General features: G+C 70.6%; 29 protein-coding genes. 18 read left to right on the top strand and 11 right to left on the bottom strand.

All coding sequences use genetic code 11. The features are described 5' to 3' along the window. The first annotated feature begins 126 nt into the window (after nucleotides 1-126). Nucleotides 127-900 carry a metallophosphoesterase gene (locus CF15_RS01820; protein WP_070807803.1) on the top strand — a complete coding sequence of 258 codons (774 nt, stop codon included), beginning with the start codon at nucleotides 127-129 and terminating at the stop codon, nucleotides 898-900. 85 nt (nucleotides 901-985) lie between these two features. On the opposite strand, the gene CF15_RS01815 is transcribed toward CF15_RS01820, so the two are convergent. Then, nucleotides 986-1,234 (bottom strand): hypothetical protein, encoded by a 249-nt coding sequence (locus CF15_RS01815; protein WP_058370268.1) that lies wholly within the window; start codon nucleotides 1,232-1,234, stop codon nucleotides 986-988. Nucleotides 1,235-1,361: 127 nt separating this feature from the next. Here CF15_RS01815 and CF15_RS09265 point away from each other — a divergent pair, with 127 nt between their 5' ends. Continuing rightward, entirely contained in the window at nucleotides 1,362-1,856 is a 495-nt protein-coding gene (locus tag CF15_RS09265; RefSeq protein ID WP_058370267.1) for a MarR family transcriptional regulator, read from the top strand. Here the strand turns inward: CF15_RS09265 and CF15_RS01805 are convergent. From CF15_RS01805 to CF15_RS01790, 4 genes are read right to left on the bottom strand one after another with little or no spacing between them, the layout of a single operon-like run. Further along, complete coding sequence (locus tag CF15_RS01805; protein WP_058370266.1) at nucleotides 1,853-2,563, bottom strand: MBL fold metallo-hydrolase; 711 nt, start codon at nucleotides 2,561-2,563, stop codon at nucleotides 1,853-1,855. The genes CF15_RS09265 and CF15_RS01805 overlap by 4 nt on opposite strands. Nucleotides 2,564-2,575: 12 nt before the next feature. After that, nucleotides 2,576-2,836 carry an MBL fold metallo-hydrolase gene (locus tag CF15_RS08505; RefSeq protein ID WP_058370265.1) on the bottom strand — a complete coding sequence of 87 codons (261 nt, stop codon included), beginning with the start codon at nucleotides 2,834-2,836 and terminating at the stop codon, nucleotides 2,576-2,578. 39 nt (nucleotides 2,837-2,875) lie between these two features. Then, nucleotides 2,876-4,027, bottom strand: coding sequence for a glycosyltransferase (locus CF15_RS01795; RefSeq protein WP_083494425.1), 1,152 nt, complete (start codon nucleotides 4,025-4,027; stop codon nucleotides 2,876-2,878). Beyond that, nucleotides 3,988-5,193, bottom strand: coding sequence for a hypothetical protein (locus tag CF15_RS01790; RefSeq protein WP_058370264.1), 1,206 nt, complete (start codon nucleotides 5,191-5,193; stop codon nucleotides 3,988-3,990). The genes CF15_RS01795 and CF15_RS01790 overlap by 40 nt, the downstream gene beginning before the upstream one ends. Nucleotides 5,194-5,435: 242 nt before the next feature. On the opposite strand from CF15_RS01790, the gene CF15_RS01785 reads away from it, so the two are divergent. The 7 genes from CF15_RS01785 to hmgA all read left to right on the top strand — a co-directional run bounded on the left by CF15_RS01785 (nucleotide 5,436) and on the right by hmgA (nucleotide 12,726). Next, entirely contained in the window at nucleotides 5,436-7,613 is a 2,178-nt protein-coding gene (locus tag CF15_RS01785; protein WP_058370263.1) for a hypothetical protein, read from the top strand. Between the two features lie 118 nt (nucleotides 7,614-7,731). Continuing rightward, nucleotides 7,732-8,406: an alpha/beta hydrolase gene (locus CF15_RS01780; protein ID WP_058370262.1), complete on the top strand. Its 675-nt coding sequence runs from the start codon at nucleotides 7,732-7,734 to the stop codon at nucleotides 8,404-8,406. Then, nucleotides 8,403-8,567, top strand: coding sequence for a hypothetical protein (locus tag CF15_RS08770; protein WP_168371207.1), 165 nt, complete (start codon nucleotides 8,403-8,405; stop codon nucleotides 8,565-8,567). The genes CF15_RS01780 and CF15_RS08770 overlap by 4 nt, the downstream gene beginning before the upstream one ends. Before the next feature lie 97 nt (nucleotides 8,568-8,664). Then, nucleotides 8,665-9,744, top strand: coding sequence for a hydroxymethylglutaryl-CoA synthase (locus CF15_RS01775; protein WP_058370261.1), 1,080 nt, complete (start codon nucleotides 8,665-8,667; stop codon nucleotides 9,742-9,744). Nucleotides 9,745-9,756: 12 nt separating this feature from the next. Further along, the gene (locus CF15_RS01770; RefSeq protein ID WP_058370260.1) at nucleotides 9,757-10,911 is read left to right on the top strand and encodes a thiolase domain-containing protein; all 1,155 of its coding nucleotides are present in this window, start codon (nucleotides 9,757-9,759) and stop codon (nucleotides 10,909-10,911) included. A 24-nt stretch (nucleotides 10,912-10,935) separates the two neighbouring features. Continuing rightward, nucleotides 10,936-11,370 (top strand): Zn-ribbon domain-containing OB-fold protein, encoded by a 435-nt coding sequence (locus CF15_RS01765; protein WP_168371206.1) that lies wholly within the window; start codon nucleotides 10,936-10,938, stop codon nucleotides 11,368-11,370. A gap of 69 nt (nucleotides 11,371-11,439) precedes the next feature. Next, nucleotides 11,440-12,726, top strand: coding sequence for a hydroxymethylglutaryl-CoA reductase (NADPH) (gene hmgA / locus CF15_RS01760; RefSeq protein ID WP_058370259.1), 1,287 nt, complete (start codon nucleotides 11,440-11,442; stop codon nucleotides 12,724-12,726). A gap of 1,369 nt (nucleotides 12,727-14,095) precedes the next feature. Here the strand turns inward: hmgA and CF15_RS01755 are convergent. From CF15_RS01755 to CF15_RS01735, 5 genes are all read right to left on the bottom strand, one after another. Then, nucleotides 14,096-14,761 carry a molybdenum cofactor biosynthesis protein MoaE gene (locus tag CF15_RS01755; protein WP_058370258.1) on the bottom strand — a complete coding sequence of 222 codons (666 nt, stop codon included), beginning with the start codon at nucleotides 14,759-14,761 and terminating at the stop codon, nucleotides 14,096-14,098. 21 nt (nucleotides 14,762-14,782) lie between these two features. Continuing rightward, the gene (locus tag CF15_RS09040) at nucleotides 14,783-15,625 is read right to left on the bottom strand and encodes an HD domain-containing protein (protein WP_058370257.1); all 843 of its coding nucleotides are present in this window, start codon (nucleotides 15,623-15,625) and stop codon (nucleotides 14,783-14,785) included. A 4-nt stretch (nucleotides 15,626-15,629) separates the two neighbouring features. Continuing rightward, nucleotides 15,630-16,100, bottom strand: coding sequence for a molybdopterin-guanine dinucleotide biosynthesis protein B (locus CF15_RS09260; RefSeq protein WP_058370256.1), 471 nt, complete (start codon nucleotides 16,098-16,100; stop codon nucleotides 15,630-15,632). 32 nt (nucleotides 16,101-16,132) lie between these two features. Continuing rightward, the gene (locus tag CF15_RS01740; RefSeq protein WP_420820196.1) at nucleotides 16,133-16,945 is read right to left on the bottom strand and encodes an SDH family Clp fold serine proteinase; all 813 of its coding nucleotides are present in this window, start codon (nucleotides 16,943-16,945) and stop codon (nucleotides 16,133-16,135) included. Between the two features lie 132 nt (nucleotides 16,946-17,077). Continuing rightward, nucleotides 17,078-18,448, bottom strand: coding sequence for a BMP family ABC transporter substrate-binding protein (locus CF15_RS01735; protein WP_058370254.1), 1,371 nt, complete (start codon nucleotides 18,446-18,448; stop codon nucleotides 17,078-17,080). Nucleotides 18,449-18,571: 123 nt separating this feature from the next. Here CF15_RS01735 and CF15_RS01730 point away from each other — a divergent pair, with 123 nt between their 5' ends. The 4 genes from CF15_RS01730 (at nucleotide 18,572) to CF15_RS01715 (ending at nucleotide 21,786) form a co-directional block, all read left to right on the top strand. After that, the gene (locus CF15_RS01730) at nucleotides 18,572-19,303 is read left to right on the top strand and encodes a phosphoribosyltransferase family protein (RefSeq protein ID WP_058370253.1); all 732 of its coding nucleotides are present in this window, start codon (nucleotides 18,572-18,574) and stop codon (nucleotides 19,301-19,303) included. A 151-nt stretch (nucleotides 19,304-19,454) separates the two neighbouring features. Next, nucleotides 19,455-20,324, top strand: a complete 870-nt coding sequence (hisG, locus tag CF15_RS01725; RefSeq protein WP_236698094.1) for an ATP phosphoribosyltransferase — start codon at nucleotides 19,455-19,457, stop codon at nucleotides 20,322-20,324. 2 nt (nucleotides 20,325-20,326) lie between these two features. After that, on the top strand, nucleotides 20,327-21,073 hold the full coding sequence (locus CF15_RS01720; RefSeq protein ID WP_058370252.1) for a 1-(5-phosphoribosyl)-5-[(5-phosphoribosylamino)methylideneamino]imidazole-4-carboxamide isomerase: 747 nt from the start codon (nucleotides 20,327-20,329) through the stop codon (nucleotides 21,071-21,073). Between the two features lie 83 nt (nucleotides 21,074-21,156). Then, nucleotides 21,157-21,786 (top strand): imidazoleglycerol-phosphate dehydratase, encoded by a 630-nt coding sequence (locus CF15_RS01715; protein WP_058370251.1) that lies wholly within the window; start codon nucleotides 21,157-21,159, stop codon nucleotides 21,784-21,786. A 153-nt stretch (nucleotides 21,787-21,939) separates the two neighbouring features. Here CF15_RS01715 and CF15_RS01710 read toward each other — a convergent pair whose 3' ends face one another. Further along, nucleotides 21,940-22,617: a hypothetical protein gene (locus tag CF15_RS01710; RefSeq protein ID WP_058370250.1), complete on the bottom strand. Its 678-nt coding sequence runs from the start codon at nucleotides 22,615-22,617 to the stop codon at nucleotides 21,940-21,942. An 86-nt stretch (nucleotides 22,618-22,703) separates the two neighbouring features. Here CF15_RS01710 and CF15_RS01705 point away from each other — a divergent pair, with 86 nt between their 5' ends. The 5 genes from CF15_RS01705 to hisH all read left to right on the top strand — a co-directional run bounded on the left by CF15_RS01705 (nucleotide 22,704) and on the right by hisH (nucleotide 26,277). Further along, the gene (locus CF15_RS01705) at nucleotides 22,704-23,228 is read left to right on the top strand and encodes a methyltransferase family protein (RefSeq protein WP_058370249.1); all 525 of its coding nucleotides are present in this window, start codon (nucleotides 22,704-22,706) and stop codon (nucleotides 23,226-23,228) included. Nucleotides 23,229-23,303: 75 nt separating this feature from the next. Further along, a complete protein-coding gene (gene hisF / locus CF15_RS01700) occupies nucleotides 23,304-24,107 on the top strand; it encodes an imidazole glycerol phosphate synthase subunit HisF (protein WP_058371335.1) in 804 nt (267 codons plus the stop codon). Further along, nucleotides 24,108-25,376, top strand: coding sequence for a histidinol dehydrogenase (hisD, locus tag CF15_RS01695; RefSeq protein WP_058370248.1), 1,269 nt, complete (start codon nucleotides 24,108-24,110; stop codon nucleotides 25,374-25,376). Then, the gene (gene hisE, locus CF15_RS01690) at nucleotides 25,373-25,672 is read left to right on the top strand and encodes a phosphoribosyl-ATP diphosphatase (protein WP_201783070.1); all 300 of its coding nucleotides are present in this window, start codon (nucleotides 25,373-25,375) and stop codon (nucleotides 25,670-25,672) included. Before hisD ends, hisE begins: the two co-directional genes overlap by 4 nt. Beyond that, entirely contained in the window at nucleotides 25,657-26,277 is a 621-nt protein-coding gene (gene hisH, locus CF15_RS01685; protein ID WP_058370247.1) for an imidazole glycerol phosphate synthase subunit HisH, read from the top strand. The genes hisE and hisH overlap by 16 nt, the downstream gene beginning before the upstream one ends. Nucleotides 26,278-26,281: the final 4 nt, after the last annotated feature.

Genomic DNA, 26,281 nt, shown 5'->3' with positions numbered 1-26,281 from the left:
CCCGGGGGGCCAGGCCCCGGGCGATGGGCGGAGGCTTCCCCCGCGGCCCACACCTGCCGCGGCGGGGGCTACGCGAGCGTTATAGCTCGCAGTATTACCGCTCCTGGAGCCAGGGCCTGCGGAGCCTTGATCGAGCTGCTGCCGGGGATAGAGACCGTCGGCGACCTGCCAGCGGTGTATGTGAGGAGGCTCAACGCGCTTGTGCTCGCCGACACCCACCTGGGCTTCGAGGAGGAGGCGGCCAAGCAGGGCCTCTACGTGCCCAGGATACAGCTGCTCCGCACCCTCGAGGTGCTCCGCGAGGGCCTCGACTCCACCGGCGCCGACTGGGTAATATTCGCCGGTGACGTGAAGCACAGCTTCTCCAGGCTGCTGAGGAGCGAGCGCGAGGAGCTCTCCAGGGTCTTCCAGTACCTGACGAGGGAGAGGGGCGTGAGGGTGACCATCGTGCGGGGGAACCACGACAACTACCTCCCCCTGGTGGCGAGGGACTACGGGGTCGAGCTGGTCCAGGAGCTCTACGAGAGGGGCATCCTGGTGATACATGGGCACCGGAAGCCGCAGGGAGGCTACCCCGGCCCCGTGGAGGCGGTCATCATGGGCCACGAGCACCCCAGCCTGAGGCTCCGAGACAAGCTGGGCTACGTGGCGAAGCTCCCCGCCTTCCTCGTAGCCCCCTACCCGCCCCTCAGGGCGAGGCTAGTGGTGCTCCCCGCGGTGGGCCAGTACCAGACCGGCACAACAGTCTCCCTCAGCCCCGACACCTACCTCTCACCCATCCTCCGCGAGGAGGTGCCCCTGGGGGAGGTTAAGCCCTACGTGCTCGCAGAGGAGCTGGGCGTCCTCGAGTTCCCCGAGCTCGCCCTCCTCGAGGACCTCCTGGCAGAGGTGGAGGTCTAGCCCGGGGGATGGCGAGCAGGCCGGCTCCCCGGCCCCAGCCGAGCCCCGGGGAGGCGGTGAGGCGGCCGCGGTTAGCCGACCCCTGCTACGCGTGCTCCAGGATGTCGGCGGCCTGGCCCAGGAGGTGCCAGTCCAGGCAGCCGCGGGCCCGCAGCACGTCGGCAGCCTCGCGGAGAAGCTCTGCAGCGTAGGCGGCCTCATCAAGGCCGGCGGCGCCCGAGACGAGCTCCTCCAGTATCTCGAGAGCCTCCTCCATCTCAGCCGTGGAGCCGCAGGCCACCTCTACAGCCCGTACGATCGAGTAGGCCTCCTCGACAGCCCTGCGGTACACCACGCCCAGACGGCACCCTCGGGAGCCCCGGGCAGGGGGCGACAGCCCCGGGATAAACCCGGGGCCCCTCCCCGCGGGGTAATGCTAATTCACGCGCGGCCGGTGTAGATGAGGGAGGGATCTAGCCGGAATGGCTGGTGGGGAGATGGGCGCCGCGGACACCGGCGGGGGCCTGACGCCCAGCCAGGCGGCGGTGCTGCTAGCGGTCTACCGCGGCGTTGACAGGGTTGAGGAGCTAGCGAGGGCTCTGCGGCTCCCGCGGGAGACTGTGGAGGATATAGTAGGGGAGCTCGAGGCCATGGGCATGCTGGAGGAGTACAGGTCCGGGCTCATATTCAAGAGGAGGAGGCTCCGCCTGACCCGTAGGGGGCTCGACGCGGTCCCCGAGGCGATGAGGCTCATGGAGCACGCCGCCCAGGCGGCCAAGAGGCTCGTCGAGGCCAGGCTCGCCCGCCAGGAAGCCCGGCGCCTGGAGGCCCCGGCGGACGCCGGGCTCCCTGAGGAGGAGCTGCTGGCCATCGCGCCCCTCCTCCCGATGCTGGGCCTGCTCTCAGCGGCCGAGGCCCTGATGCTCCTAGACCTGCTCTCCGGCCTGGACGCCGGCGGCGCGGGCGGCGGGGGCTAGGCGGCGCGCCAGGCGAGCAGCCCGCCCCTCTCCACCCTCTCGGCGAGCCCCCGCTCCTCCAGGTGCCTAAGGTGGGCCAGCGCCTCCCCCAGTGCGAAGAACCTCTCGGGGACCGGGTACTCGCTCCAGCTGCTGTACCCAGTCCTCCACCGCATCATCCTCGCTGCCTCGTAGCCGGTGAGGGGCCCGTGGCGCCTGAGGAGGTCGAGGACCTCCCGCAGCCTCTGCTCGTGGTGAGCCCGTATCTCCCTGGCCCTGGCCGCCGTGTCGCGGATCACCCCCCGGTGGCCGGGGAGCCCGGTTAGCGGGCCCAGCTCCTCTATCCTCCTGAGCGTCTCCAGGTAGCTGCCGAGCGGGTCCTCGTCCAGGCTGTGGAGCGTCACGTGGGGCGTTATCCCCGGGAGCACGGTGTCCCCGGTGAAGACTAGGCCGTCCGCCACGAGGACTATGTGGCCCGGCGTGTGCCCCGGCGCCTCCACGACGCGCAGCTCTAGCCCCGAGGCGTTGAGCACGCTGCCCCCGCTCAGGGGCCTCCAGTCCAGCTCGGCGGCGCGGCGGTAGGCCTCGAGCATCCTGGAGGCCGGGTGGTAGTGCTTCATCCCCTCCACCTCCTCCCTGGGGGCCCCGCTCCACGCGTAGAGCTCCAGCACCCGCTCCATGAACGAGTCCACACCCTCCCTGACCACCTCGAGGTCGCGGCGCCCCATGTAGAGGCTGGGCTAGCCCAGCTCGGCCAGGAGGGGCGCCAGCGTGGCGTGATCCACGTGGAAGTGGGTAACAACTATGCCGGCTATGCTGCAGGGGCTCACGCCGGCCTCCCGGAGGCCGTGGAGCAGGCCCCTGGCCGCCTCGGCGGTGTACATCCCCGCGTCTACCAGCCAGGGCTCGCCCCCGTCGCCGGCGACGAGGTAGACGTTAACGCTCCTCAGGGAGGGGATCGGGATGGGCACCTCCACCTGGTGGACGCCGGCCCCCTCCAAGACACCTGCGCCGGGGCCCGGCAGGCCCCGAGGCGGCCATTAGGCTTCCGCCCGGCGTGGCCCTGTCCAGACCCGGAGCGAGGATATGGTGAAGTTGGCTGCGAACCCCGCCAGTATCCCGAGGAAGGCCGCCAGCAGGTAGTGGACCCCGAGCCTGGCGAGAGCCTCGCCAACAGCCAGGTAGGAGGCCATCCCGGCCGCCGCGGCGGCGTGGTAGCGCACCCAGTGGCGGAGCCAGCTGAGCCTCCCCGGGGGCCTCTGGCCCCTGAAGGTCCAGGAGTCGTGGAGCACGTAGTTCCAGGTCAGCGAGGCCTCGTAGGCGGCCAGGAGGCTGGGGGGCAGGGGGAGCCCGAGCCGGCCGTGGAGGAGGCCCAGGACCCCGAGGTTGACCAGGGTCCCCGAGGCCCCCACGGCCGCGAACCTGAGGGGCCGGTAGCCGGAGAGCCTAAGCAGGTGGAGCACGTAGCCGGCCATCTCCCTCAGACCGAGCTTGCTCTCGCCCGCGGCGCGGCGGCGGAAGACGTAGGGGACCTCCGACACCCTCCCCTCCGCCGCCACGAGGAGGTCGAGTAGCACCTTCCAGCTCCTAGGCCTCTCGGGCACCCTCCCGGCGAGCCTCCGGGAGACGAGGAAGAAGCCGCTCATCGGGTCGCTCGTCGCCCGGGACTCGGGGAGGAGGAGGTGGGCTAGGAAGCAGGCGACGCGGGAGATGAGGAGCCGGAGCCTGCTCCACCCCTCCACGCCCCCGCCGCGGGTGTAGCGGGAGGCGACCACCAGGTCGGCCCCGCTCCTCAGCGCCTCCTCGAGGAGCCTCGGCACAGCCTCCGGCGGGTGCTGGAGATCCGCGTCCATGACCACTATGTAGCGGCCCCGGGCCTCCCTGAGGCCCCTGGCTATAGCGCTCCCGAGCCCCCGCTCCCCGACCCTCCGGACAACCCTGACCGGGAGCCCGCGGCGCCTCGCGTACTCCTCGGCGGCCCTCCAGGTCCCGTCCGGGCTGTCGTCATCAACCACGACTACCTCGTAGCTTATACCCCGGCCCCCCAGCACCCGGTCCAGCTCATCTAGGAGCCTGGGTATGTTTTCCCGCTCATTGTACGTGGGGACTACGATGGATACCAGGGGCTCCCCGCCCTCCTCGGCGCCCCCCGCTACCTTACCACGAACACCGGCGGCCAGGTCGCCACCCATTCACCCTTCACCGGGTCCCATAGATGGCCCGTGCCCGCCGGCGGCAGCCAGGCACCATGAGCCTTCACGTAGACGGCTCCAGCGCCCGCGGGGAGCCTATAATTATTCTCCATGTACTCCCTGATGAGATCCGGCACGCTGTCTATGCTGGGGAGCCCCCTGGGGCTGTAGAGGAACATGTGGAGGTAGCAGCCGCTGGCCCGGATGGGCTCTATCCTCACAGTCGAGTTCGCGAATATGGTTACCCTCACTACATGGTCTATGTAGTTGTCGAGGTTCCCGCCGTCAACAGGCTTCCATAGATCCTCCCAGAGCAGCAGCGCGTCTATAACCACCTTGTCCGGGTCATCCACCAGCTTGGGGAGCGTGAATACATGCTTATTGCCATTGATGTCTATGACCGTCACGTTATACTCCTCCCCAGCCCGGTACGGGTTTATGAACAGGACGGCGGGGCCGAGCTTGTGCCTCTCCTCCCAGCTGTCCCTCATGCTATAGAGGTCCAGCACGCTGGAGTCTATGAACACCTTTGTGTAGCCGCTGGCCCCCGCTACGCCGCTGCTGGTGGTGTACCTGAAATCGTAGCGGCCGGTGGCGAGGTCCATGTAGAACCAGTGCATCTGGCCGGGGTCTACGCTGAGGTTGCCGAGGTCGCAGCTCACGTCCTCGCCCGCCAGCAGCCCTATGACCGTAATGGGGCTCCTCGCGGCAGAGGTGTCGACGTAGCCTACGCCGAGCGTGCCAGAGCTTGTTGAAACCACCACGCGCAGCCCGCCGGTGTAGCCTCGGAGCCCCGGAACCAGGATGAGGGGGATAGCCACCGCCGCGGGCCTGCCCGGCTCAACCCTGACGGGCTTGGCGGGCCTGTAGACGCCTAGAAGCCTGCCACCATCATCGTATATGTAGATGTGTGTTATGCTGGTGGGCTCCCCAAGGCTGCGCGCGTAGACCACTATGTAGCCCGGGCCGCCTCCCGCAACCTCGATCCTTATGGCCGAGTACACCGCGTGCCTGGCGTTGGCGGGGCTCCCCGAGGGCCCCTCCGCTACATGCACTGCATAGATGTAGATGAAGGCGATGGATATGACGCTGACTAGCAGCAGGAGCGCGCTTGTAACAAGGTGTGATACCCCCATGGGGCTGGCGGGCCGCCCAGCGGGCTTCAAGGGCCAAGTACCTCGGTACCCGGGTGGGATGCGCCGGGGTAGTGGCCTCTAGATAGTCCTCTCCCGTGCCCCAGCAAGGCTATTGCTGTACCAAAAGTACATATGTATGTTGCCCCATGGCCCCCGGGGCTTCGGGGCATAGGCTTCTCCTACGCCATCCCGCCTGGAGGCGGTAGCTGCAATATCCTGCCCGGGGGGCCTCTAGCCCCGCGACAGCCCTGGGGGCTAGAGGGGCCGCCGTCTTGCCGGCCAGGGATGGGCGTGGCCTGCTGGGGGTGCTCCTGGTACTCGTGGTCTACCTCGCCTCGCTGCTGACCCTCTACGTTGAGGGGCTCAACAAGACCCTCGGGATAGACGACTACATCAGCGACGAGGTGTGGTATATACCTGCCTCGGTCAACGTGGCCAGGAAGGTGCTCGGCTGGAGCATGGTGCCCAGGGTGAACGCCAGCCACGCGGTCTACACTGTGTTCTACAACCCCGGCGACTGCAGCGGCGCCGAGGCCAGCGTCCTGCTGCACAGCCTCCTCCCGGGCTCGGCCATAACCTCCAGGAGGTACGAGAAGATACACGTCCTCGTGGTCGTGGTCCCCGTTGGGGAGCATAGCCTCGCCCTCTCCCTGCCTAGGCGCTCGACCTGCTTCACCGACGTGGTCCCCGGGGTCATGCCCGACGAGGAGAATATAGACAATTACCTGAACACCGAGCACCCCCCGCTGGTCAAGTACATCCTCGCCGCCGTGATGAGGGCCCGGGGGTTCAGCTTCCCCGCCCTCCGCTGGGCCAGCTTCGCCGCGGCGGCGCTGGGGCTGGCGGCTGTGGCCGCCTCAGCCCTCTGGGCGATGCGCCGCTCCCCGCCCGTCCTCGGCGCGCTCGCCGCCCTGGCCCCCCTCGCCCTCGCGGCGCTGGATAGGAGCGTGCAGTCAATGTCGGCGGTGGCCATGCTCGACGTCTACGCCGCGGGCCTCGACGCCGCGGCTGCCGCGGCGCTGCTGTACGACCGCCCCCTCCTCGCGGCGGTCTTCACCGGGCTGGCGGGCTCGGCGAAGTACACTGGGCTCTTCCCCCTCCCGGCCATCCTCGTCTACGCGCTGCTCCGCCGGGAGAGGCCCGGGAGGACGCTGCTGCTCGCCTCCATCCCCATCCTCGTGGTGCTCGCCCTCTGGGCGCCTTTCATACACTGGATGGGGCCGGCGAGGTGGCTCAACGAGATGCTCGGGGCGCTGCGCTGGCACACCACCAGCAGGCCGCCGGGCGGGCCCCCCTCCACCGGGCCTCTGGGCCTCCTCCTCGGCACCCCCGGCTTCACCCTCTACTACCTCGGCGGCAAGCCCTACCTCGTGGCCGCCTCCAGCCCCCTGGTGACGCTGCCCGCCCTCCTCGCAGCGGCGGCCTTGCTGCTGGCAGCGGGGCTGGAGGCCTGCCTGGGCCTCAGGCCGCGGCCGGGCCCCGCCGCAGCCTCCGCCGCCCTGGTCTCCGCCGTCCTCGGCTACGCCGCCGTCTACGCCGCGGGCAACCACACGCTCTACAACTTCTACGGGGTCCAGCTCTCCATGCTCTCCGGCGTGGTGCTCGCCGCCTCCCCGGCGGCCCGCCCGGAGGCCAGGATACTCGGGGTGGAGAGCACCCGCCTCTGCCTCGCCAGCGACACGGGCGTCCGCTGGCTCGCCGGGCTCTCCGCCTCCGTGGGCGCCCTCGCCTCCGCGGCGCTGGCCCACGGGGCGCCCTGGCCCGGCTGGGCTGCGGGCGAGGCGCCGCTCCTGGCGGCGCTCGCCTCCGGGGGCAAGCTGGCCCGCCTCCTCCTCGCCGCCTCCGCCGCCAGCTTCTACCTGGTCCTGGGCTACAGGCTCGCCCCCCTCCACCACCTGCCGGGCAGGAGGAGCCCCCTCCTGGTGGCAGGCTCCTGGCTCGCTCTGGGCCTCCTGGCCTACACGGGGCCCGCCGGGGTCTTCGCCCCCGTGCTGGCCGTGGCGGCCTCCGCCGGGCCGGGGCTCCTCGACGGCCTCGCCGCCGGGCTCCTGGCGCCCAGCCCCCTCTACGCGGGGCTCGCCGGGCTCCAGGGGGACAGGCTGCGCCGGGGCCTCTACCTCCTAGGCATGGCTGCCGGGCTCGCCGCCGCCTCCGCCGCGGGGCCCTTCTCCCCCAGGGCCCTCGCCGCCTCCGCCGCGGGGGCGGGGCTCGCCGTGCTCCTCGAGGGGAGGCCCAGGCTCCTCCTGGCGGCGCTCGCCGCCTACAGCCCCGACACGATGGCGGTGCTCGCGGCCGCTCCCCCGGGGAGGGGCGGTAGGGGCTACAGCCCCTGGCCCTTCATCGCGGCGGCTGCTGCTGGCGTGGTGCTCCAGAGCAGGCTCCTCCTCCGGGCGGCCGCCGTGGCCTCCGCGCTCGCCGCGCTGGTGGACGAGCTGCCGGAGGGACGCTGAGAAGGGGGCCCGCGGCCCCGGCGCTGTAATATTTCGCCTTCCCGCTACCCTGTAAGCCCGGGGGTGGCCGGGCCTGGCTAGCCGTGCCGCCAGGGCAGGGGCGGCCGCCGCGGCCGCCGTGGCGATCGTCCTGCTGGCCGCTCTCCCGCTCTACGTGGCCTACAGCGGCCTCCACCCCGCCCGCTGCAGGCCGGGCCAGCCGCCGGGCTGGACGAGCCACGAGGACTTCAACGTGTCGACGAGGGACGGCGTGGTGTTGAGGGGCTGGGTGCTCAACCCCCAGGGGCCCGGCGACACGGTGTTCATACTGATGCACGGCTATACCGGCTGCCGCAGCTCCCACTACGTGATGCTGCTAGCCAGGCAGCTGGTCTCCATGGGGTACCCGGTGGTGGTCTTCGACTTCCGGGGCCACGGGCTCAGCGGCGGCACCACCACTATCGGGCCCAGGGAGGTGCTGGACGCCGAGGCGGTGGTGGGCTACACAGCCTCCCGCTTCCCCCATAAGAGGATAGCGCTGGTTGGCTTCAGCATGGGGGCGGCGGTGGCGGTGGTGGAGGGCTCCAGGGACCCGAGGGTCTACGCGGTGGTGGCCGATAGCCCCTACTACAGCCTCCGCCTGGTGGTCCCCAGGTGGATCGAGTACAAGACGCCGCTGCCCGGCTGGATCGGCAGCCTCGCCGCCGCCTACGCCTCAGCGCTCTACGGTATAGACGCCGGCTTCGGCCCGGCCGAGGTGAGGAAGCTGGATAAGCCGCTCCTCGTGATCCATGGCGGCCGCGACCCCTGGTGACGAGGGAGGAGGCGGGGAAGATAGCCGGGCTCAGCCCCTGTGGCCGCCTGGTGGAGCTGCCGGGCGCGGGCCACGTGGAGGCGGTGGACGTGCTGGGCCCCGCCCGCTACGCCGCCCTCGTGGTGGAGACCGCCCACCGGGCCTGCGGCGCGGCGGGCTAGGCGGGCCCTGGCGCTGCCACGGGGCCGCTACGTCTATCGTCTAAAAAGGTATTCGACTACTGCTGGAGGGGAAGGGCTCTTCTACCACGCCCCGGCCATGCCCGGCGTGCATGGCGTGCCTGTCTTGGCGCGGGGCAGCGGCATAGCAGGCTGGGGCGCCTACGTGCCCCGCTACAGGGTTAAGGCCGAGGAGATAGCTAGGGTCTGGGGCTGGGAGCCCAGCGTCCCCAGGAGCCTCGGCGTGGAGGAGAAGGCTGTTGCGGGCGTAGACGAGGACTCGGTCACTATGGGCGTGGAGGCGGCGCTCAACGCTATAGCCAGGGCCGGCGTGGAGCCTGGGAGAATAGGCGCCGTCTTCTTCGGCACCGAGTCGAAGCCCTACGCGGTGAAGCCCTCGGCCACCATAGTGGCCGAGGCGCTCGGGGTGACACCCGAGACCATGGCCTCCGACCTGGAGTTCGCCTGCCGCGCCGCCAGCGAGGGGCTCCGCTCCGCCCTGGCCCTGGTGGAGGCGGGCCACGTGGAGTACGCGCTGGTGATAGGCTCCGACACGGCGCAGGCCAGCCCCGGGGATGTGCTGGAGTTCACCGCCGCGAGCGGCGCGGCGGCCCTCGTCGTCGGGCCCTCGGGCGACAGCGTCGCGGTGCTGGAGGGCGTCTACACCTACGTGACCGACACCCCCGACTTCTGGAGGGGCGCCCACAGCCCCTACCCCCTCCACGGCGAGGGGTTCACCGGCGAGCCGGCCTACTTCCACCACATAGAGAGCGCGGTGAAGGGGCTCATGGAGAGGCTCGGGCTGCGCCCCGGCGACTTCGACTACGCCGTCTTCCACCAGCCCAACGGGAGGTTCCCCCTGCGGGTGGCTCAGAGGCTCGGCTTCCCCAGGGAGAAGGTGCTCCCCGGCCTTGTCACCCCCAGGATAGGCAATACATACAACGCCAGCGCCCTCCTCGGCTTCGCCAGGGTGCTGGACCAGGCTAGGCCCGGGCAGAGGATACTCCTAGCCCCCTTCGGCAGCGGCGCGGGCAGCGACGCCTACAGCTTCCTGGTCACCGACAGGATAGAGGAGAGGAGGGGCCGGGCCCCCAGCGTGGACGACTACATGGAGGCGAAGAGGTACGTGGACTACGCGGTCTACGCTAAGATGAGGGGACTCTACACGAGGATAGCTTAGAGGGTGGGAGCGGTGGCCAGGGTGTACGTGGCCGGGGTCGGCGTGACCAGGGTCGGGCGCCACTACGGCCGCGGCCTCCTCGACCTCGCGGCCGAGGCTGCTTTCAGGGCGATCGACGAGGCTGGGGTGGAGCCCGGCGCGGTGGTGGTCACCAACATGCTGGCCAGCAGGCTCCAGGAGCAGGACAGCCTCGGCGCCTACATAGCCTCGGGGATAGGGCTGAGGGGGAGGCCCGCCCTGCACGTGGAGGCGGCCTGCGGCAGCGGTGGCGCCGGCCTCTACACCGGCTACGCCATGGTGCGTTCCGGGCTCGTGGACAGCGTGCTCGTGGTCGGCGTGGAGAAGATGACCGACTACCCCACCTCCACCGTCACCTCGGCGCTGGCGCAGGCGGCGGACGCGGAGTATGAGCTCTTCTACGGGGCTAGCTTCACCGGGCTCAACGCCCTCATGATGAGGTACTACATGGAGCGGTACGGCGTCGACCGGGACACGATGAGCGAGTGGCCGGTGATGATGCACGAGAACGCGCTCATCAACCCCTACGCGCAGCTCCGCAGGAGGATAACCAGGGAGGACGTGGCGAGGAGCCAGGTGGTGGCCGACCCGATAAGGCTGCTCGACAGCAGCCCGATAGGCGATGGGGCCGCCGCCGTCCTCCTCGTCTCCGAGGAGCTTGCCTCGAAGCTCCCCGAGAAGCCCAGCGTCTACATAGCCGGGGCCGGGGCGGCCACCGACACGGTGGAGCTGGGCAGCCGGGAGGCCCTCGACCGGATCCCCGCCGCCAGGATGGCGGCCGAGCAGGCCCTCCGCGCCGCAGGGGTGAGGCCCGAGGACATAGACGTGGGCGAGATACACGACGCCTTTACGATAAACGCTATACTCCTCATAGAGGAGCTGGGCTTCGCCGAGAGGGGCAAGGCGGCCAGGGCGCTGGCGGAGGGGAGGTTCCGCCCCGGGGACCGGCCGACCCTCAACCCCAGCGGCGGCCTCAAGGCCAGGGGCCACCCTGTCGGCGCCACCGGCGTCTACCAGGTGGCGGAGGTGGCGATGCAGATCCGCGGCGACTTCCCCGGGGTCCGGGTCGAGGGGGCCGAGACGGGGATAGCGGTTAACATGGGCGGCGACGGCTCAACCCTCACAGCCTTTATCCTGCGCCACGCCTAGGGGCTGGAGGGAGGCCCGGGAGCAGTGGCCCTGCGCATATCCCCCGCGAGGGTCTGGAGGGAGCGCATACCCCGCTACCGTCTGGCCGGCAGGCAGTGCAGGCGCTGCGGCCGCCGCCACTACCCGCCCCGGCCGGCCTGCCCCTACTGCGGCTCCAGGGAGCTCGAGGAGGTCGAGCTGCCCCGCACCGGCGTGGTCGAGACCTACGCGGTGATATACACTGTGATGGACGGGTTCCGGGACAGGGCGCCCCACCCGGTGGCCGTGGTCAGGCTGGACGACGGCACCAGGGTGCTGGCCCCGCTCACCGACGTCGAGCCCGGCGAGATACGGACCGGTATGAGGGTTGAGGCGGTGCTCCGCAGGATAAGGCGCGACGGCGAGCACGGCCTCATAGCCTACGGCATCGCCTTCCGCCCAGCCCTCCGGGAGCCCAGGACGCGGCGGAGCCAGGGGTGAGCCCCCGGCCCCCGGGGCACGCCTAATACCTCCACGGCGCCCCAGCCAGCCGAGGGTGTGCACCGCTCCTTGGGGGAGGAGCGCTCCCTCCGGGATAGGCTCGAGGAGGTAGTCCAGGGCATAGTGGAGGGCAGGATCCGGCTCCACGAGGCCGACCGGCTGCTGGGGAACGCCAACGCCGCCGCGCTGGCGCGGAGGCTGGCGCTGGAGAGGATGCTGGGCGTCGGGCTCTCGAGCATCGGCAGCACCATCCTCGACTTCGAGGAGCTGGTGGGGAGGAACATAGAGAACCCCATAGGCGCGGTCCAGATCCCCCTGGGGGTCGCCGGGCCCCTCCGGGTCCACGGCGAGTACGCCCGAGGCGACTTCTACATCCCCCTCGCCACCACCGAGGGCGCGCTGGTGGCCAGCGTCAACCGCGGGGCCAAGGCGGTGACGCTGAGCGGCGGGGCCCGGGCCCGGGTGCTCCGCGACGGGATGGCCAGGGCCCCCGTCTTCTGGACCCCCGGGGTGGAGGAGGCGGCCCGGCTCGCCGAATGGGTCCAGGAGCACATGGAGGAGGTGCGGAGGGAGGCCGAGTCCACCACCCGCCACGGGAGGCTGCTCGAGATCCAGCCCTTCATAGCCGGGAACATAGTCTGGCTCCGCTTCGTCTACAGCACCGGCGACGCTATGGGCATGAACATGGCAACCATTGCGACCGACAAGGCGGCCGAGTGGATACTCCGCAACTACCCCGGCGAGGCGAAGCTGATAGCAATAAGCGGGAACCTCTGCACCGACAAGAAGCCAGCCCTCCTCAACGCGATCCTAGGCCGCGGCAAGACAGTGGTAGCAGAAGCCACCATAAAGCGGGACATAGCCCTCAGGGTGCTGAAGGCGGCGCCCGAGGACATAGACACAGTGAACAGGGTAAAGAACCTCCTCGGCAGCGCCAGGGCGGGAAGCCCAAGCTTCAACGCCCACTACGCCAACATAATAGCAGCCATATTCATCGCCACCGGCCAGGACGTGGCACAGGTAGTGGAGAGCAGCATGGGCTACACCTGGACCGAGGTGAGAAACGGAGACCTCTACATATCGGTAACCCTCCCCAGCCTCGAGCTAGGCACAGTCGGAGGCGGAACAAGGCTCCCGACTCAGCGGGAAGCCCTAGCCCTCCTAGGAGCAGCCGGTGGAGGAAACCCCCCAGGCGCCAACGCCAAGAAACTAGCAGAGGTAACAGCAGCAGCAGTACTAGCAGGAGAGCTAAACCTCCTAGCAGCCCTAGCAGCCAACGAGCTAGCCAGAGCCCACCGTCTCCTAGGAAGAGGCGAGGCAAAAACCGGCAACAAAAACCCCACAAACCACGGCTAAGACAACCCCCACCGCAGAGAGGATGAGGAGGCACAGAACCGGCAACACAGCACCCAGCAGAAGCACCAGCCCACACCCAACCCCCTCTCCCAATTCTCTTTGCTTTGCTTGGATTCAGGCGCTGTAGGAACCCGAGATCTGGGTGGAGGCTGGGAGGAGGGCTGGTCCCTATCCTTGGCCCGGCGGCGCGGGCTGCCGGCCCCGCACCCGGCCACGGCGGCTGGGGCGTGAGGCGCGGAGCCCGGCGGGTAGGCAGAGCTATAGAGCAATGAAGCCCCCTTCTGGCAACACGGGCCAACACCGATGCCCGGCGATGGAGCCACGTAGCAAAGCACATGCCCCGAGTACGAGGCCGAGGAGCAACCACCCACAACCCCAAAACACGGGAGTCAGGAGCAGAAACGGAGCGGAGCCTAAACGAAGAGGAATTGATAGAATCGGGAGCACTACGGCTCGGAGGAGCAGGCGCGCTCCTTCTCGCTCTTCGGAATCAAATAAATGGAATTGGAAGCTGGCTGGGGTGGGGGCTGTGGATGGGTTGGGGGTTTGAGCGTTTGGTTTACTAGGGGGCTTTTTGTGGCTCCTGGTGTGGCTGTGGCTGCGGGGGTGGCTGGGTATTATCCCTGGCTGGTCTCGTTAGGGATGGTTTGGCTAGGCTTCTGGGTCTTGGTGGGGATAGTGTTGTTTTTGGGCGTGGTGGCTGTGTTCTTGTTCTAGTTCTGCGTGGTGCTGTGTGGGCTAACGGCTTCTCTCTTGGTGCTGGCTGGCTTGCTGTGAAGCCTCCTGGTATGCGGCTTGTGCTGCGTGGGCGTGGGGAGGTTGTTGTTCTTCGTGCTGCCGGCTGTCCTCTGGGCTTGGGGCGTGTGGTGGGGCCTCCCTTCGAGGTGTCTGCGCCCCCGCTCCGGGTTGCTGTGGGCGGGGAGGCTAGCGGGGAGGAGGGGGCGTGTGGCTGGGGCCGGCTGCTTCTGCTCGCGCCCGTCCCCGATGGGGAGGGCTGGCTGTGGGCTAGGGTTTTGGGCTGAGGAGCTGGGGCCTCCGGCGTAGCCTGCTTCAAGCCCTCGGGGGCGGCGGAGGGGCTGGGCATGAGTGTTGACGAGTACGTGCTCTCCCTCCTCAGCGGCGCGCCCCCGGGGGGTTGCTGCGCGGGGCCTGGTGGAGGCCGCCCGGCTGGCTCTTGGGGAGGCGCGGGAGGCGCTGGCGCGGGGTGACGCGGGGAGGGCTGCGGAGCGGGGTCCGGGCGGCGGGGCTGGCTGTGAGTGGCTACGCCGCGCTGAGCGGGTCTAGGGCCTGGTTGATAGGAGGAGGCCCTGGGGCTCGTGGAGAGGCTCGTCGAGGCGGTCGAGAGGCTGGCCACGGGGCGGTGGAGGGGCTAGCCTCTGCGGGGTAGGCGGGCCCCGTCCCCGAGGACCCAGTAGTCCCCGTCGCTGCGGCGCTCCAGCTTGTAGATGGGGGCCCGGTGCTTCACCTCCTCGAGGAGGAGGGCGGCCGCGTGGAAGGCTACGCCCCGGGTCTCGGCGGTGACGAGCACGTAGACCGTGGGGTCGCCGGGCCGGCGGGGCCCGTAGTGGTGGATGACCGCCACGTCTATCACGCCGGGGGCCGAGGCGTAGCGCTCCGCCAGCTCGCGCAGCCTCCTGGAGGCATGGGGCTCCACGGCCTCGTACTCCAGGCTCGCCACCTCCGCGCCGTCGACGACGCCCTTGACGAACCCCATGAAGGCTACGAGGGCTCCCCCGCCGAGAAGGGCCGCGCGGGCTGCCATGAGGCCGGCCAGCTGGTCCAGGTCCACCCTCTCCCCGGGCCCGGCGAGCCTCGCCACCAGCACCCCGGGCGGGGGCGCCAGCACCGCTACGCCCCTGCAGCCCTCCGGGAGCCTGTCGCCCGGCTCCAGCCTCCTCCCCGAGGCGTAGACCGCGGCCCTCCCCTGGAGCCCGAGGCCCTCGAGTAGCTCCCCCGCGGTGGAGGCCTCGGCGGCCCGCTCCCCGTCCACGGGGCGGCCGTCCACAAGCCCCACAACCCTTGCCCTGCAGCGCATAGCTGCCAGGCCCGGAACCCCCTAGGCGGGGCCGGGGGTTGTTGTGGGCTCCCCCGGCCCGCAGCGCCTCCATGGCAGGCAGACGCCCCCGCGCCCGGCCCAGCCGCAGCGGGGGCAGCGGTGCACCATCCTGAGCCCCCTGCAGAGCCTGCCCCTGTGGGGCTCCAGCCTCCTCTCCAGCCCGGGGGAGAGGCACCGGGGGCACCTCTCGACGGCCACGAAGACCGCTCTCACCCCCTCCACCCTCTCCTCGACGAGGCGCAGGCCCAGGCCCAGCGCCTCCTCGGCTTCCTCGAGGAGCCGGGTGTAGGCCTCCACCGCCTCCCCGGCGAGCCGCTCGCCGGCCTCCCTCGCAGGCCCGGTGCAGAGGTAGAGGCGGGGGTTGAGCGCCACGGTCAGCTCCCTGGGGAGCCCCTCGACCAGCATCTCCGCCAGGCTGCTGCCCCGGGCGGTCCACTTCGCTATGAACTGGGCCACCCCCTGGAGCCCGAGCTTGGCCAGCACATCCGCGTCGCCGAGGACGGGGTCGCGGCGGGCGCCCCTGCGGAGGATCCCGGCCACCCTGCGGGCCAGCTCCTCCGGGGCGCCTAGCACCTCCAGGAGCCCCGCGGCCTTCTCGGCGGTGTACTCGTCCTCGTCGAGCCCCCTCTCACGGGCCTCGAGCTTCCCGTAGTCGTGGAGGAGGCCGGCCAGGTAGTAGGCCACGGGGTCCAGCCCGAGCCTGGAGGCTATGAGGGAGGCGTAGTGCGCTACGAGGAGCGAGTGCAGCCGGAGCGTGCGGGTCCCCGAGGCCAGCTCCTCGCCCCTGTCCAGCTCCTCGAGTATCCTGGAGGCCAGCCCCAGGGCCCCCGCCGGCGCGGGCAAGCCGCTACACCTCCCCGACGCTGCAGCCCCCCTCCCCCAGCAGGCCCAGGACCGCCTCCAGCGCGGCCCCGAGGCAGCCCGGGCAGGCCTCCACCAGCCTCCCCCTGGCCAGGGGCTCGGCCCTGGAGGCGTCTATATAGACCACGCACCCGCCCTTCGAGACGGCCTCGCCTATGTGGAGGCGGAACCCCTCCACCACGGCCACGTCGACCTCCCCGAGGAGCCTGACGGCGTCCCAGAAGCCGAGCGCCGCGGGCTCGACGAGCATGTACTCGCCGGGCCCCGCCGCCACCACCCTGGAGGCCCCGGCCTCGAGGTAGCGGCCAGTGTCCTTCACCCTATAGTCCACGCCGTGGTGGACGTGCTTTACCACCCCCACCCTCAGCCCCCGGCGCCTAAGCTCCTCCACGAGCATCGTGCCCAGCAGCGTCTTCCCCACGCCGCTGCCCGAGCCCGCGAGCAGGACCAGCTGCAACCCCCTTATCCCCGCGGGGCTGGAGGGGCCGCCTACTTGCCGCTGTGGCCCCGGTGCGGCGGCTGGTGGGGCAGCGGCTGCGGGATGAACTCGACGCCTGGCCTGTTGCCCGGCGCCTGGGGATAGAGCTCCATCAGCTCGTAGACCTCCGGGGGCACCTCGGTCTTCACCGGGAGGCCCAGCTCCCTGGCCTTCTCCGGGGTTATCGGATAGTCGTGGGTCCACCTGCCCTCCGTCAGCGTCTTGGCGATCTCCCTGGCCCTCTCCTCGCCCATCTTGTCGCGGAGCAGCTCTACTATTGTCTCCTGCATCTCCGCTATAGCCTTCCTCGCTATATCAGCTATTATGAGCGTTGTGTCGCTGGCCTTGTCGCCCTTAACCTCCGCGGCCCGGAGCACGCTGGGGGCCGGCACCACGGGCCCCTGGGGGCCCAGGGAGAGCTGGGGGTCGAGGGGCCCCAGCACCGCGTTCGGGTCCATCAGTATCTCGTCGGCGGCCAGCGCTATCAGGGTGCCGCCGCTCATAGCGTAGTGGGGGATTATCACTATCTTCCGCCCCGGGTGCCTCTTCAGGGCCATCGCTATCTGGCTTGCCGCCAGCACCAGGCCGCCGGGGGTGTGGAGTATCAGCGCTATCGGCTTGTCGGGCGGGGTCGTCCTTATGGCGCGGAGCACCGCCTCCGAGTCGTCTATGTCTATGAACCTCTGCAGGGGGATGCCGAAGAACGTGACCCTCTCCTCCCTGTGTATCATCGTCACCACGCGCCAGCCGTACTTCCTCTCCATATTCTTTATCAGCGAGAGCCTGGCCGCCTGGAGCCTGCGCACGCTGAGCGCGGGCTCCATCAGCGCTATCAGCAGGAGCAGCCAGAAGAGCAGCGATATGATGCTGCCAGCCGCGTCCCCCTTCAAGGCGAGGCCTACACCGGGGGTGTTAGAGGGCGCTGGGGGAGGGTGAAAAAGAGGCCCCTCCCCGGGCTAGCCGGCCAGAGTGACTATCTTCTCGTAGAACCAGTTCATCGTCTTGGGGCTCCAGAGCTCGTTGCGGCCCCAGCGGGTCCCCGGCGGCACCTTGACCTCCACGTCGCCGGTCTTCTTGCCGCTCGCGGGGTCTATGGTGTAGCCCCTTATCGGGCCCGTGTAGGGCTCGAAGAGCAGCTCCTTCATGTCTTCGTAGAGCCTCTTTATCTCCTCCAGGGCCTTGGCGGGTATCGCCTGGGTATTGAGGGGCGCCAGGTAGACAGCGCCCTCATGCCGGCCGGCCGTGGACTCGCTGACCGGCCTCCTCCACCTTATCGGGACGAAGTCGCCTATCCTGGCCCAGATGTCCTCCTTCCTGGCCGTCCCGGTTATATTCTTGGCCAGGAGGTAGACGTAGATCGGGGTCCAGTCGGCCACCTGGCCGGTGAGGTGGTACTTGGCTATCCTCTTCGCTATAGGGCTCGAAGAGCCCTTCCCCTTGGTGAAGTACTCGAGCATGTTGCTGTAGTGGCTGAAGCTGTAGACCCCGTACTCTGCAGCCGTCTCTAGCACCGCCGTCGAGTCCTCGGTGTAGGCTATAGCGTCTACCTTGTACTGGTTGATCAGGGTCTCGGCATACTGGCGGGCCTTGTCGGGGTTGAACCAGGCGTGCAGGGGCGGGGAGACATAGATCTCCAGCTTCTCCCCGTTCCCGCACTTGCCCATAAGCTTGGCGCCGTGGACGGAGCCCATGGCGTAGGCGTTTATGTGGCGCACCACCTCTGGGGTCAGGAAGGCGGGCACGTAGCCTACCCTGCAGGTCTTGGTCACGGCGCCGGCGGCTATCCCGTTGAGGTAGTAGAGCTGGTAGAACTCGGCGAAGTAGGTCACCACGTTGGGCAGGTCCGCGAACTCCTCCCAGGGCCCGCTGCAGTGGTAGAACGTCACATCTGGGTACTCCCTGGCCAGCCTCTTCACAGCGTCCATGAAGCCGTAGCTGGTGGCGAAGACGGCGTCGAAGCGCTCCTGCTCGAGCGCCTGCTTTATAGCCTGGTAGGCCTGGTCCTCGGCCACCTTCTCCAGGTACTTGGTCTCCACGAGGCCGTGGAGAATCCTCTCAGCGTTCCTCCTCCCGACGTCGTGCGCGTGGGTCCAGCCGTAGTCGCCTATGGGGCCCACGTAGACCCAGAGCGCCCTGAGCCTCCCCCCGGCCCCGCCGGCCTGGGCCCCGGCGGCCGCCGTCCTGGTGACGGTCACCGTCCTGGTCTCGGTCAGCGTCCCGGCCTGGCCGCCCCCGCCGCCCCGGAGCCCGTAGCCGAGCCCGGCGCCTATTATGAGACCGGCTACGCCGGCGCCGAGGGCCTTAAGGAACTCGCGCCTGTCCGTCATCCAGGCCTGCACCCATGGCGGGCCGGGGCCCCGGGGCGGTTATTAAGCGGGTTCTATAACGCGTGGAGCGCTCCTTGTTAAAACAGCCGTGTTAACGAGACCCCGGGGGGCGTGGAGACCGGGATGCCTGGGAAGCGGGGCGGGAGGCTGGAGCGCGCCCAGCTATCCACGGTGGTGGCGGCCGCGCTCCGGCTGGCGAAGAGGAGGTACAGCTACAGGGAGCTCTCCAAGGCGACGGGGGTGCCGGCGCCCCTCCTCTCCCGCTACGTCACCGGGAGGAGCCTCCCGGGCCCGGAGAAGGCGGGGGCTATCCTGGAGGGCCTCTGGAGGCTCGCCGACCCCCGCAGGGCGCTGGCCGAGAGGATGGCTGAGACCGGCGGGGTGCTCGACACCAGCATAGTGCTGACGGACCCCCTCTACCTGCTGCTGGCGACCCTCTACTACACGAGGAGGCTCCAGGGCCGGGGGGTTACGAGGATCCTCGTGCCGGAGGCCTCGGGGATACCGCTGGCGACCAGCCTCAGCCTCGCGCTTGAGACCCCGTTCACGGTCGCCAGGCGCCGCCGCCCCGGGCTGGAGGGCTACGACTGCAGCCCGGGGGAGCCGAGCTTCTGCATACCCAGGGGCACGCTGGGGAGGAGCGACCGGGTGCTTGTGGTGGACGACATCGTGGAGACCGGCCGCACCCTCAGGGCGCTCCGGCTCCTGGTGGAGCGGGCCCGGGCCCGGCTGGAGGCGGTGGCCGCTGTGGCGGTGGTGGGGGAGGAGTGGAGGGAGACGAGCGGCGTCGAGGAGGTTGAGGCGCTGATACACCTCACCAAGCCGGGGATGAGCAGGAGGATGCCGGGGCTCTAGCCCCGGGGGCTCAGCCTTAAATCCTGTGGGCTGGGCGTGGGCTACGCGGAGGCTGGGCGGAGATGAGCCGGGTTCACCGCTAGCCCGGGACTCCTCCCTGTGGCTGGCCTGCCGGCGGCTCTCCAGCGGCCGCTCCAGGGGGTGCAGCGGCTTGACCCTGAGGATAGCGGTGCCTAGCAAGGGCAGGCTGAGGGAGCCCGTGCTCCGGCTCCTCGAGGCCGCGGGGATCGAGCCCCAGTACAGCCCCGACTCCGCCAGGGCGCTGATAGTGCCCACCAACTGGGAGGACGTGACTCTGGTCTACGTGAGGCCCGAGGACATACCCGCGGTGGTCTCCGCGGGGGGCGCCGAGCTGGGGGTGACGGGGCTCGACTATATAGCCGAGCACGGCGGCGAGGGGCTCGAGGTCGTCGAGGGCCTCGGCATAGGGAGGGCCCGGCTGGTAGTGGCGGTGCCGGACGAGGCCCCGGTTGAGAGGGTGGAGGACCTGCCGGACGGGGTGAGGGTGGCCACCAAGTTTGTCAACATAGCGAGGAGGTTCTTCGAGGAGTCGGGGGTCCGGGCGAGGATCGTTAGGATAACCGGCTCCGCGGAGGCCATGCCGAGGCTCGGGGTGGCCGACGCGATCCTCGACGTCTCCTCCACGGGCACGACCCTCAGGCTCCACAGGCTCAGGGTGATAGCCGAGGTTATGAAGACCGAGGCTAAGCTCATCCGGGGCCACCACGTGGACCCGGGCGACCCGGTCGTGGAGGCAGTGGTGGAGGCGCTGCGGAGCGTGGTGAGGGCCCGGGGGTACAAGCTGGTGCTGATGAACGTGCCGGTGGAGGCGCTGGAGAGGGTGCTGGAGGCGCTCCCCTCCATGTCGGGGCCCACGCTGGCCAGGGTGGAGGGCCCGAGGCCCATGATGGAGGTGGTCACCGTGGTGCCCGAGGACCGGCTCGCCAGGGTGCTCGTGGAGGCCCGGAGGAGGGGCGCCCGCGACATACTTGTTCTGAGCGTGGACAGGGTGATACCCTAGCCATGCCGAGGCTGGCCTCGAGGCCCAGGCTGGTGCCCAGCATAGACGTCTCCGGCTGCGAGGCGGTGAAGAGGGTGAGGGGCCTGCCGGGCACCGGGCTCCGGCTCGGCGACCCCCTCCGCCTCGCCCTCCACTGGCACAGCCTCGGCGCCGAGGCGATCCACATAGTGGACCTGGACGGCGCCGAGAGGGGGAGGCCCAGCCGCTGCGTCCTCGAGCTGGTCTCGAGGGTGAAGAGGGAGACCGGGGCCAGGGTGCAGCTGGGCGGGGGGCTGAGGAGCATCGAGGCGCTCCGCGAGGCCTACGCCGCCGGCGCGGACCGGCTGGTGGTGGCCAGCGCCTGGCTCCGCGACCCCGGCTTCCTGGAGGAGGCGGTCGAGGCGCTCGACAGCGGGGTGTTGGTAGCGGCGGTGGAGGAACACTGGGACGCCACCCCTGCCTCCCAGGGCTGGAGGCTCCGGGAGCCCCTCACCCTGCGGGAGGCCGTGGAGAGGGCGGCCTCCACCCCGGGGCTCTGGGGCATACTCTACACCCAGGTCTTCCACGAGGGCGAGGGGAGGGGTGTCGACCTCCACCGCGCCGCGAGGCTCGCCAGGCTCGCCAGGGAGCGTGGCGTGGAGAGGCTCGCCTACAGCGGCGGCGTGGCGGGGCCCAGGGACCTCGAGCTGCTCGCCCCCCTGGGCTACGACGAGGCCGTGGCTGGGATGGCCCTCTACACCGGCGCCCTCAACCCCCTGGGCCTCCTCTAGCAGCACCGGCCGCTCCGGGGCTGCATCCTTAACCCTCGGGGACGCGTCCACCCGGAGGCACCCGTGCGGAGGCTGAGGGAGTCTTGGCCAGGCGTGCCCGAGTCGAGCGCGTCACGGGGGAGACGAGGGTCCTGGTGGACCTCGACCTCGACGCCCGCGAGCTGCGGGGGGTGAGCGTGTCCACCGGCGTGCCCTTCCTCGACCACATGGTTGAGACCCTCGCCTACTACGCCGGCTGGGGCCTGGAGGCCCGGGTCGAGGAGGCTAAGAGGGTCGACGACCACCACGTGGCGGAGGACCTCGCCCTGGCCCTGGGCGAGGCTGTGGCCAGGGCGGTGGCCTCCGGCGGCTACCGCGTCGCCCGCTTCGGCCACGCCATAGTCCCCATGGACGAGGTGCTCGTCCTCGCGGCCGTCGACTACTCGGGGAGGCCCGGGGCCTGGGTCGATCTCCCCTTCACCAGGGAGGAGGTGGGCGGCCTCGCCACGGAGAACATCCCGCACTTCGTGTGGAGCCTCGCCTCCGCCTCGGCGATGACGGTGCACGTGAGGGCCCTCCAGGGCGGGAACAACCACCACCTGGCCGAGGCCGCGTTCAAGGCCCTGGGCATGGCGCTCCGCCAGGCCCTGGCGCCCAGCGCCGCGGTGGTCTCCACCAAGGGCGTGATCCTGCCCCCGGGTGCGGGGGCCAGGGGAGGGGCGGGGGAGGAGTAGCGCCGGAGGCGTGTGGCGCTGCTCCGGCGGGGGCTGCAGGAGCCGGGGAGCTACCTGGCCATGCTCAGCGCCGTGGCCTAGGGGGATTGGGCCGGGCGAGGCGGCGGGCGTGGACCCGAGGAGCGTGCCCCGGCCTCGCCGAGCCGCCGGCCCTTAGCCCTCCCAGTCCCCGGGCGCCGAGAGGGCGGCGAGGGCGGCCTGGACCACTAGGTGCTGGAGCCCCTGGAGCCTGCGGGGCGGGAGCGGGTAGGCAGCGGCGTTGTCCGGGTCGAGGAGCAGCACCGCGTCGAGCCGGGCCTCCCGCAGCATGCCGGCGTCCAGCGGGGGCCTGGTGTAGAACATGTCGACCAGCCTCTTCAGCCACGCTACCTCGTCCACGCTCCTCCTCCACGGGGGCTCCAGGAGGGCCGGGTGGATGGGCGCGGCGTAGCCGAGGGGGATCGCGAGGGCAAACCTGTCCCCCAGCCTGCTGTACCTGGCCGCCTTGGCCGCGAGCCTCGCGGCGTGGTAGGCCAGCGGGGCATGGCTCCACCGGGGCGGGGTGTAGCCGGTCTCGACCTCGACCACCAGCGTCTCCCCGCCGCCGCGGGCAACCACGTCGGCCACAAGCCCCTCCACGGGCTCCTCGACCGACACAGTGTAGCCGTCCCGGTGGAGCCAGAAGGCGGTGAGCGCCTCGAGCACAACGTGGCTGGCGCCGAGGACCCCGTGGGCGTAGAGGCCCGAGAGCCGCTCCACGACCGGCTGAGCCTCCCCCGGCCCCAGCCCCAGCCTCTCGGCCAGGCGGTGGAGGAGGCCAGCCATCCTCTTATACCGGAGGCCGCGGGGCACCGGGTAGCCCGTCCAGGGGGCTGCGGTATCACAGCCTTAGCTCCAACGCGGCCACAGGAGGAAGACGCTGGCTGGAGCGGGGAGCCTTGAGGATCAGCAACGCCGTGCGGGGCCTCGCCTGGCTGGCGATGATAGCCGCCCTGCCCCTCGCCGGCCGCGCCCTGAGGGCTGGATGCTGCTGCCCCCTGGCCTGCCGCGCCGCCGGGGCCCTGCTGCTCCTCGTGGTGCTCCGCGCCGCGGCCGTCACCGGCCGCTACCTGGCCGTCTACGGGAAGAGCAGCCCCGGGAGGGGCTTCGGCGAGCTGGACCGGCTGGTCACCGTGGGGCCCTACTCCTGCATGAGGCACCCCATGCACTTCTTCCTGGCCTGGCTCCCGCTGGGCGTAGCCCTCCTGCTCGCCGAGCCCGGCGCCGTGGCCCTGGCGGTGGCTGAGGCTGTACTTGTCCTCGCCCTGGCCGTGGTGCTGGACGAGAGGGAGAGCCTGGAGAGGTTCGGCGAGGCGTACCTCGAGTACCGGAGGAGGGTCCCCGCCTTCAACCCCCAGCCCCGGTGCCTCGCCAAGGCCCTCGGCCCGAGGCCGCCGAGGAGGGGCCGGGGGAAGGGGTTATAGCAGGGGCTTCCGGTGGGCCCCTGGGCCCGTGGACTCGTCTCCGGCAGGCACCGCTCCACGGGGGTGGCCGCGGCTATTGCATGGGTAGACGCTCTCCTCGCCACCCGCTCCAGGCAGCCCGCCCGCAGGATAATCCCCTGCCTCGACGTCGCGGGGGGAAGGGTGGTCAAGGGGGTCAGGTTCCGGGGGCTCCGCGACGCCGGGGACCCCGTGGAACTAGCGGCCCGCTACGAGGAGGAGGGGGCGGACGAGCTGGTCTTCCTGGATATCAGCGCCACGCCTGAGCAGAGGGAGCCCCTCTACAGCCTCGTCCGCGACGTGGCCTCGGTGGTCTCGATACCCTTCACCGTGGGCGGTGGCGTCCGCGGCCTCAGGGACTTCGACCGTCTCCTCGGCAGCGGCGCAGACAAGGTCTCGGTAAACACGGCCGCGGTGAGGAACCCGGGGCTGGTGGCTGAGGCCGCCAGGGAGTACGGCAGCCAGGCGGTGGTGGTCGCTATCGACGCGAGGCGCACGGGGAGGACGAGGAGCGGCTGGGAGGTCTACGTCTCCGGGGGGAGGGCCGCGACCGGGCTCGACGCCGTCGAGTGGGCCCGGAGGGCCGCCGAGCTGGGGGCGGGGGAGATACTCCTCACCAGCATAGACAGGGACGGGACCAGGATGGGCTACGACATAGAGCTCACCAGGGCGGTGGTGGAGGCGGTGGACGTGCCGGTGATAGCCAGCGGGGGCGCCGGGGAGCCGAGGCACTTCCTCGAGGCGTTCACCCTGGCCGGGGCCGACGCGGCGCTGGCGGCCGGCGTCTTCCACTACGGGGTGCTCAGCATAGGGGAGGTTAAGAGGTACCTGGCCGAGAAGGGCGTGGAGGTGAGGCTCTAGGTGCCGCGCATCCTCTACGCGGAGTGGCCCCGGGGCCCGGGCGCCGAGGAGCTGGAGGAGCTCCTCGGGAGGAGCTACAGCCTCGAGGAGTACGTTGAGAGGGTTAGGCCGATAGTCGAGGACGTCCGGCGCCGCGGCTACGAGGCGGCGAGGGAGTACAGCGAGAGGTTCGACGGGGTGGGCCTCGAGGACCCGAGGCTGGGCAGGGAGGAGATGAGCCAGGCCCTGGACGCGCTCCCCTCCCGGGCGGTGGAGGCGCTGGAGAGGGCCGTCGAGGCCCTCCGCCGCTACCACTCCTCCACCCTCCCCCCGGAGGCCGGGGCGCCCGGCGCCCGGCTCCGCTGGCACCCCGTGGAGAGGGTAGGGGTCTACGCGCCCGGGGGGCTTCACCCCTACCCCTCCACCGTGGTCCACACCGTGGTCCCCGCCAGGGTCGCGGGCTGCCGCAGGGTGGTGGTGGCCTCCCCGCCCTGCAGGAGCGGCTGCGGGGGGAGCCCCGTCCACCCGGCTGTGCTGGCAGCCGCCTACCTGGCGGGGGCCGACGCGGTCTACGCGCTGGGCGGCGCCCAGGCGGTGGCGGCGCTGGCCTACGGCGCCGAGCCGGTGGAGAAGGTGGACATGGTGGTGGGGCCGGGGAGCCCCTACGTGCAGGCGGCGAAGCTCCTGGTATCCAGCGTGGTCGGCGTCGACATGATCGCGGGGCCCACGGAGCTAGCGGTGGTGGCAGACGAGTCCGCCGACCCGGTGCAGGTGGCGCTGGACATGCTTGCCGAGGCTGAGCACGGCCCCCTCAGCCTCTCGCTGCTGGCGACCCCCTCCCGGGGCCTGGCGGAGGAGGTTTACAGGATCCTGAGGAGGGAGGCGGCCGGGGAGATAGGGGGCCTGGCGGTGGCAGTCACCCCGGGGCTCGGGGAGGCGCTGGAGCTAGTCTCCAGGATGGCGCCGGAGCACCTGGTGGCCTACCTCCGGGACCCGGGGCCCTTGCTGGAGGCCCGGCCGCCCGCCGGGCTCGTCAGCCTCGGGGTCCCGCCGGCGCTGCTGGACTACGCCTACGGGCCCAGCCACGTCCTCCCCACCGGGGGCGCTGCAAGGTGGAGGGGCGGGCTCGGCGTCTACACTTTCCTGAGGCCCGTGGCCTACGCCGAGCCGGGGCTGGGCGAGGAGTACGCCGAGGCGGCGGCCGAGCTGGCGAGGCTGGAGGGCTTCACCAGGCACGCCAGGAGCATAGAGTACTACGCGGGGCGGCTGGAGAGGGGCGGGGGGAGGTGACGGGCTGCACCGGGTTCCTGGAGGAGCTCGACCGGGTAATAGCGGGGCGGGCCAGGGAGATGCCCGAGGGCAGCTACACCGCGAGGCTGCTCCGCGACCCACGGCTCGCGGCCAGGAAGCTCGGCGAGGAGGCCGCGGAGGCCATGGTGGAGGCGCTGGCCGGGCCGAGGGAGAGGCTGCTGGAGGAGGCCGCCGACCTCCTATACCACCTCATGGTCGTGCTCCGGCTCAGGGGGCTGAGCATCTGCGACGTGGTGGAGGAGCTGGAGGCGAGGGCCGGGTGGCGCCGAGGGTAGCGGTGGTGAGGTACGGGGTGGGCAACATCTACAGCATCGTCTCCGGCCTACGCCGCGCCGGCGCGGAGCCGGTGGTGGTGGAGTGCATCCGCAACCCCGGCGAGTGGGACGGCATCGTGCTCCCCGGGGTCGGCGCCTACCAGGCCGCCTCCGCCCGGCTCCACGACTGCGCCCGGGAGCTGGGGGAGGCGCTGCGCATGGGGGCCCAGCTGCTCGGCGTCTGCCTGGGCCTCCAGCTGGTCTTCACCGAGGGGAGGGAGGCGGGGGAGCAGGGCTTCGGGCTGGCCCTCCTCCCCGGCAAGGTGGAGCGGCTCGTGGCGGCCAAGCTCCCCCACATAGGCTGGAGCAGGGTCCACCGGGTTCCCGGGAGGGACTGCAGGCTCCTCGAGGGCGTGGAGGACGGCGAGTACTTCTACTACGTCCACAGCTACGCCTACACCCGGGTTGAGGAGCCCTGGGTCTGCGCAGCCAGCCGCTACGGCGAGACCCTGTACGCTGCCGTGGTGGAGGCGCCGCCGGTCTACGGTACCCAGTTCCACCCCGAGAGGAGCGGGAGGCAGGGCAGGAGGGTGCTGGAGAACTGGGTGAGGCTCCTCCGGAGGTGAGGAG

Source organism: Pyrodictium occultum, from assembly GCF_001462395.1.
Lineage (GTDB): Archaea > Thermoproteota > Thermoprotei_A > Sulfolobales > Pyrodictiaceae > Pyrodictium > Pyrodictium occultum.
The sequence above is the reverse complement of the archived record's forward strand: the minus strand, read 5'-3'. Positions and strand labels throughout refer to the sequence as shown.

Bases quoted from the DNA above. Each gene is read 5' to 3' on its own strand.
- CF15_RS01795 (WP_083494425.1), bottom strand. From the start codon at position 4,027: ATGGGTGGCGACCTGGCCGCCGGTGTTCGTGGTAAGGTAGCGGGGGGC.
- CF15_RS01740 (WP_420820196.1), bottom strand. From the start codon at position 16,945: ATGGAGCCCGCGCTCAGCGTGCGCAGGCTCCAGGCGGCCAGGCTCTCG.
- CF15_RS01735 (WP_058370254.1), bottom strand. From the start codon at position 18,448: ATGACGGACAGGCGCGAGTTCCTTAAGGCCCTCGGCGCCGGCGTAGCC.
- CF15_RS09265 (WP_058370267.1), top strand. From the start codon at position 1,362: ATGGCTGGTGGGGAGATGGGCGCCGCGGACACCGGCGGGGGCCTGACG.
- CF15_RS01805 (WP_058370266.1), bottom strand. From the start codon at position 2,563: ATGGGGCGCCGCGACCTCGAGGTGGTCAGGGAGGGTGTGGACTCGTTC.
- CF15_RS01755 (WP_058370258.1), bottom strand. From the start codon at position 14,761: ATGCGCTGCAGGGCAAGGGTTGTGGGGCTTGTGGACGGCCGCCCCGTG.
- CF15_RS01730 (WP_058370253.1), top strand. From the start codon at position 18,572: ATGCCTGGGAAGCGGGGCGGGAGGCTGGAGCGCGCCCAGCTATCCACG.
- CF15_RS01775 (WP_058370261.1), top strand. From the start codon at position 8,665: ATGCCCGGCGTGCATGGCGTGCCTGTCTTGGCGCGGGGCAGCGGCATA.
- CF15_RS01720 (WP_058370252.1), top strand. From the start codon at position 20,327: ATGCCGAGGCTGGCCTCGAGGCCCAGGCTGGTGCCCAGCATAGACGTC.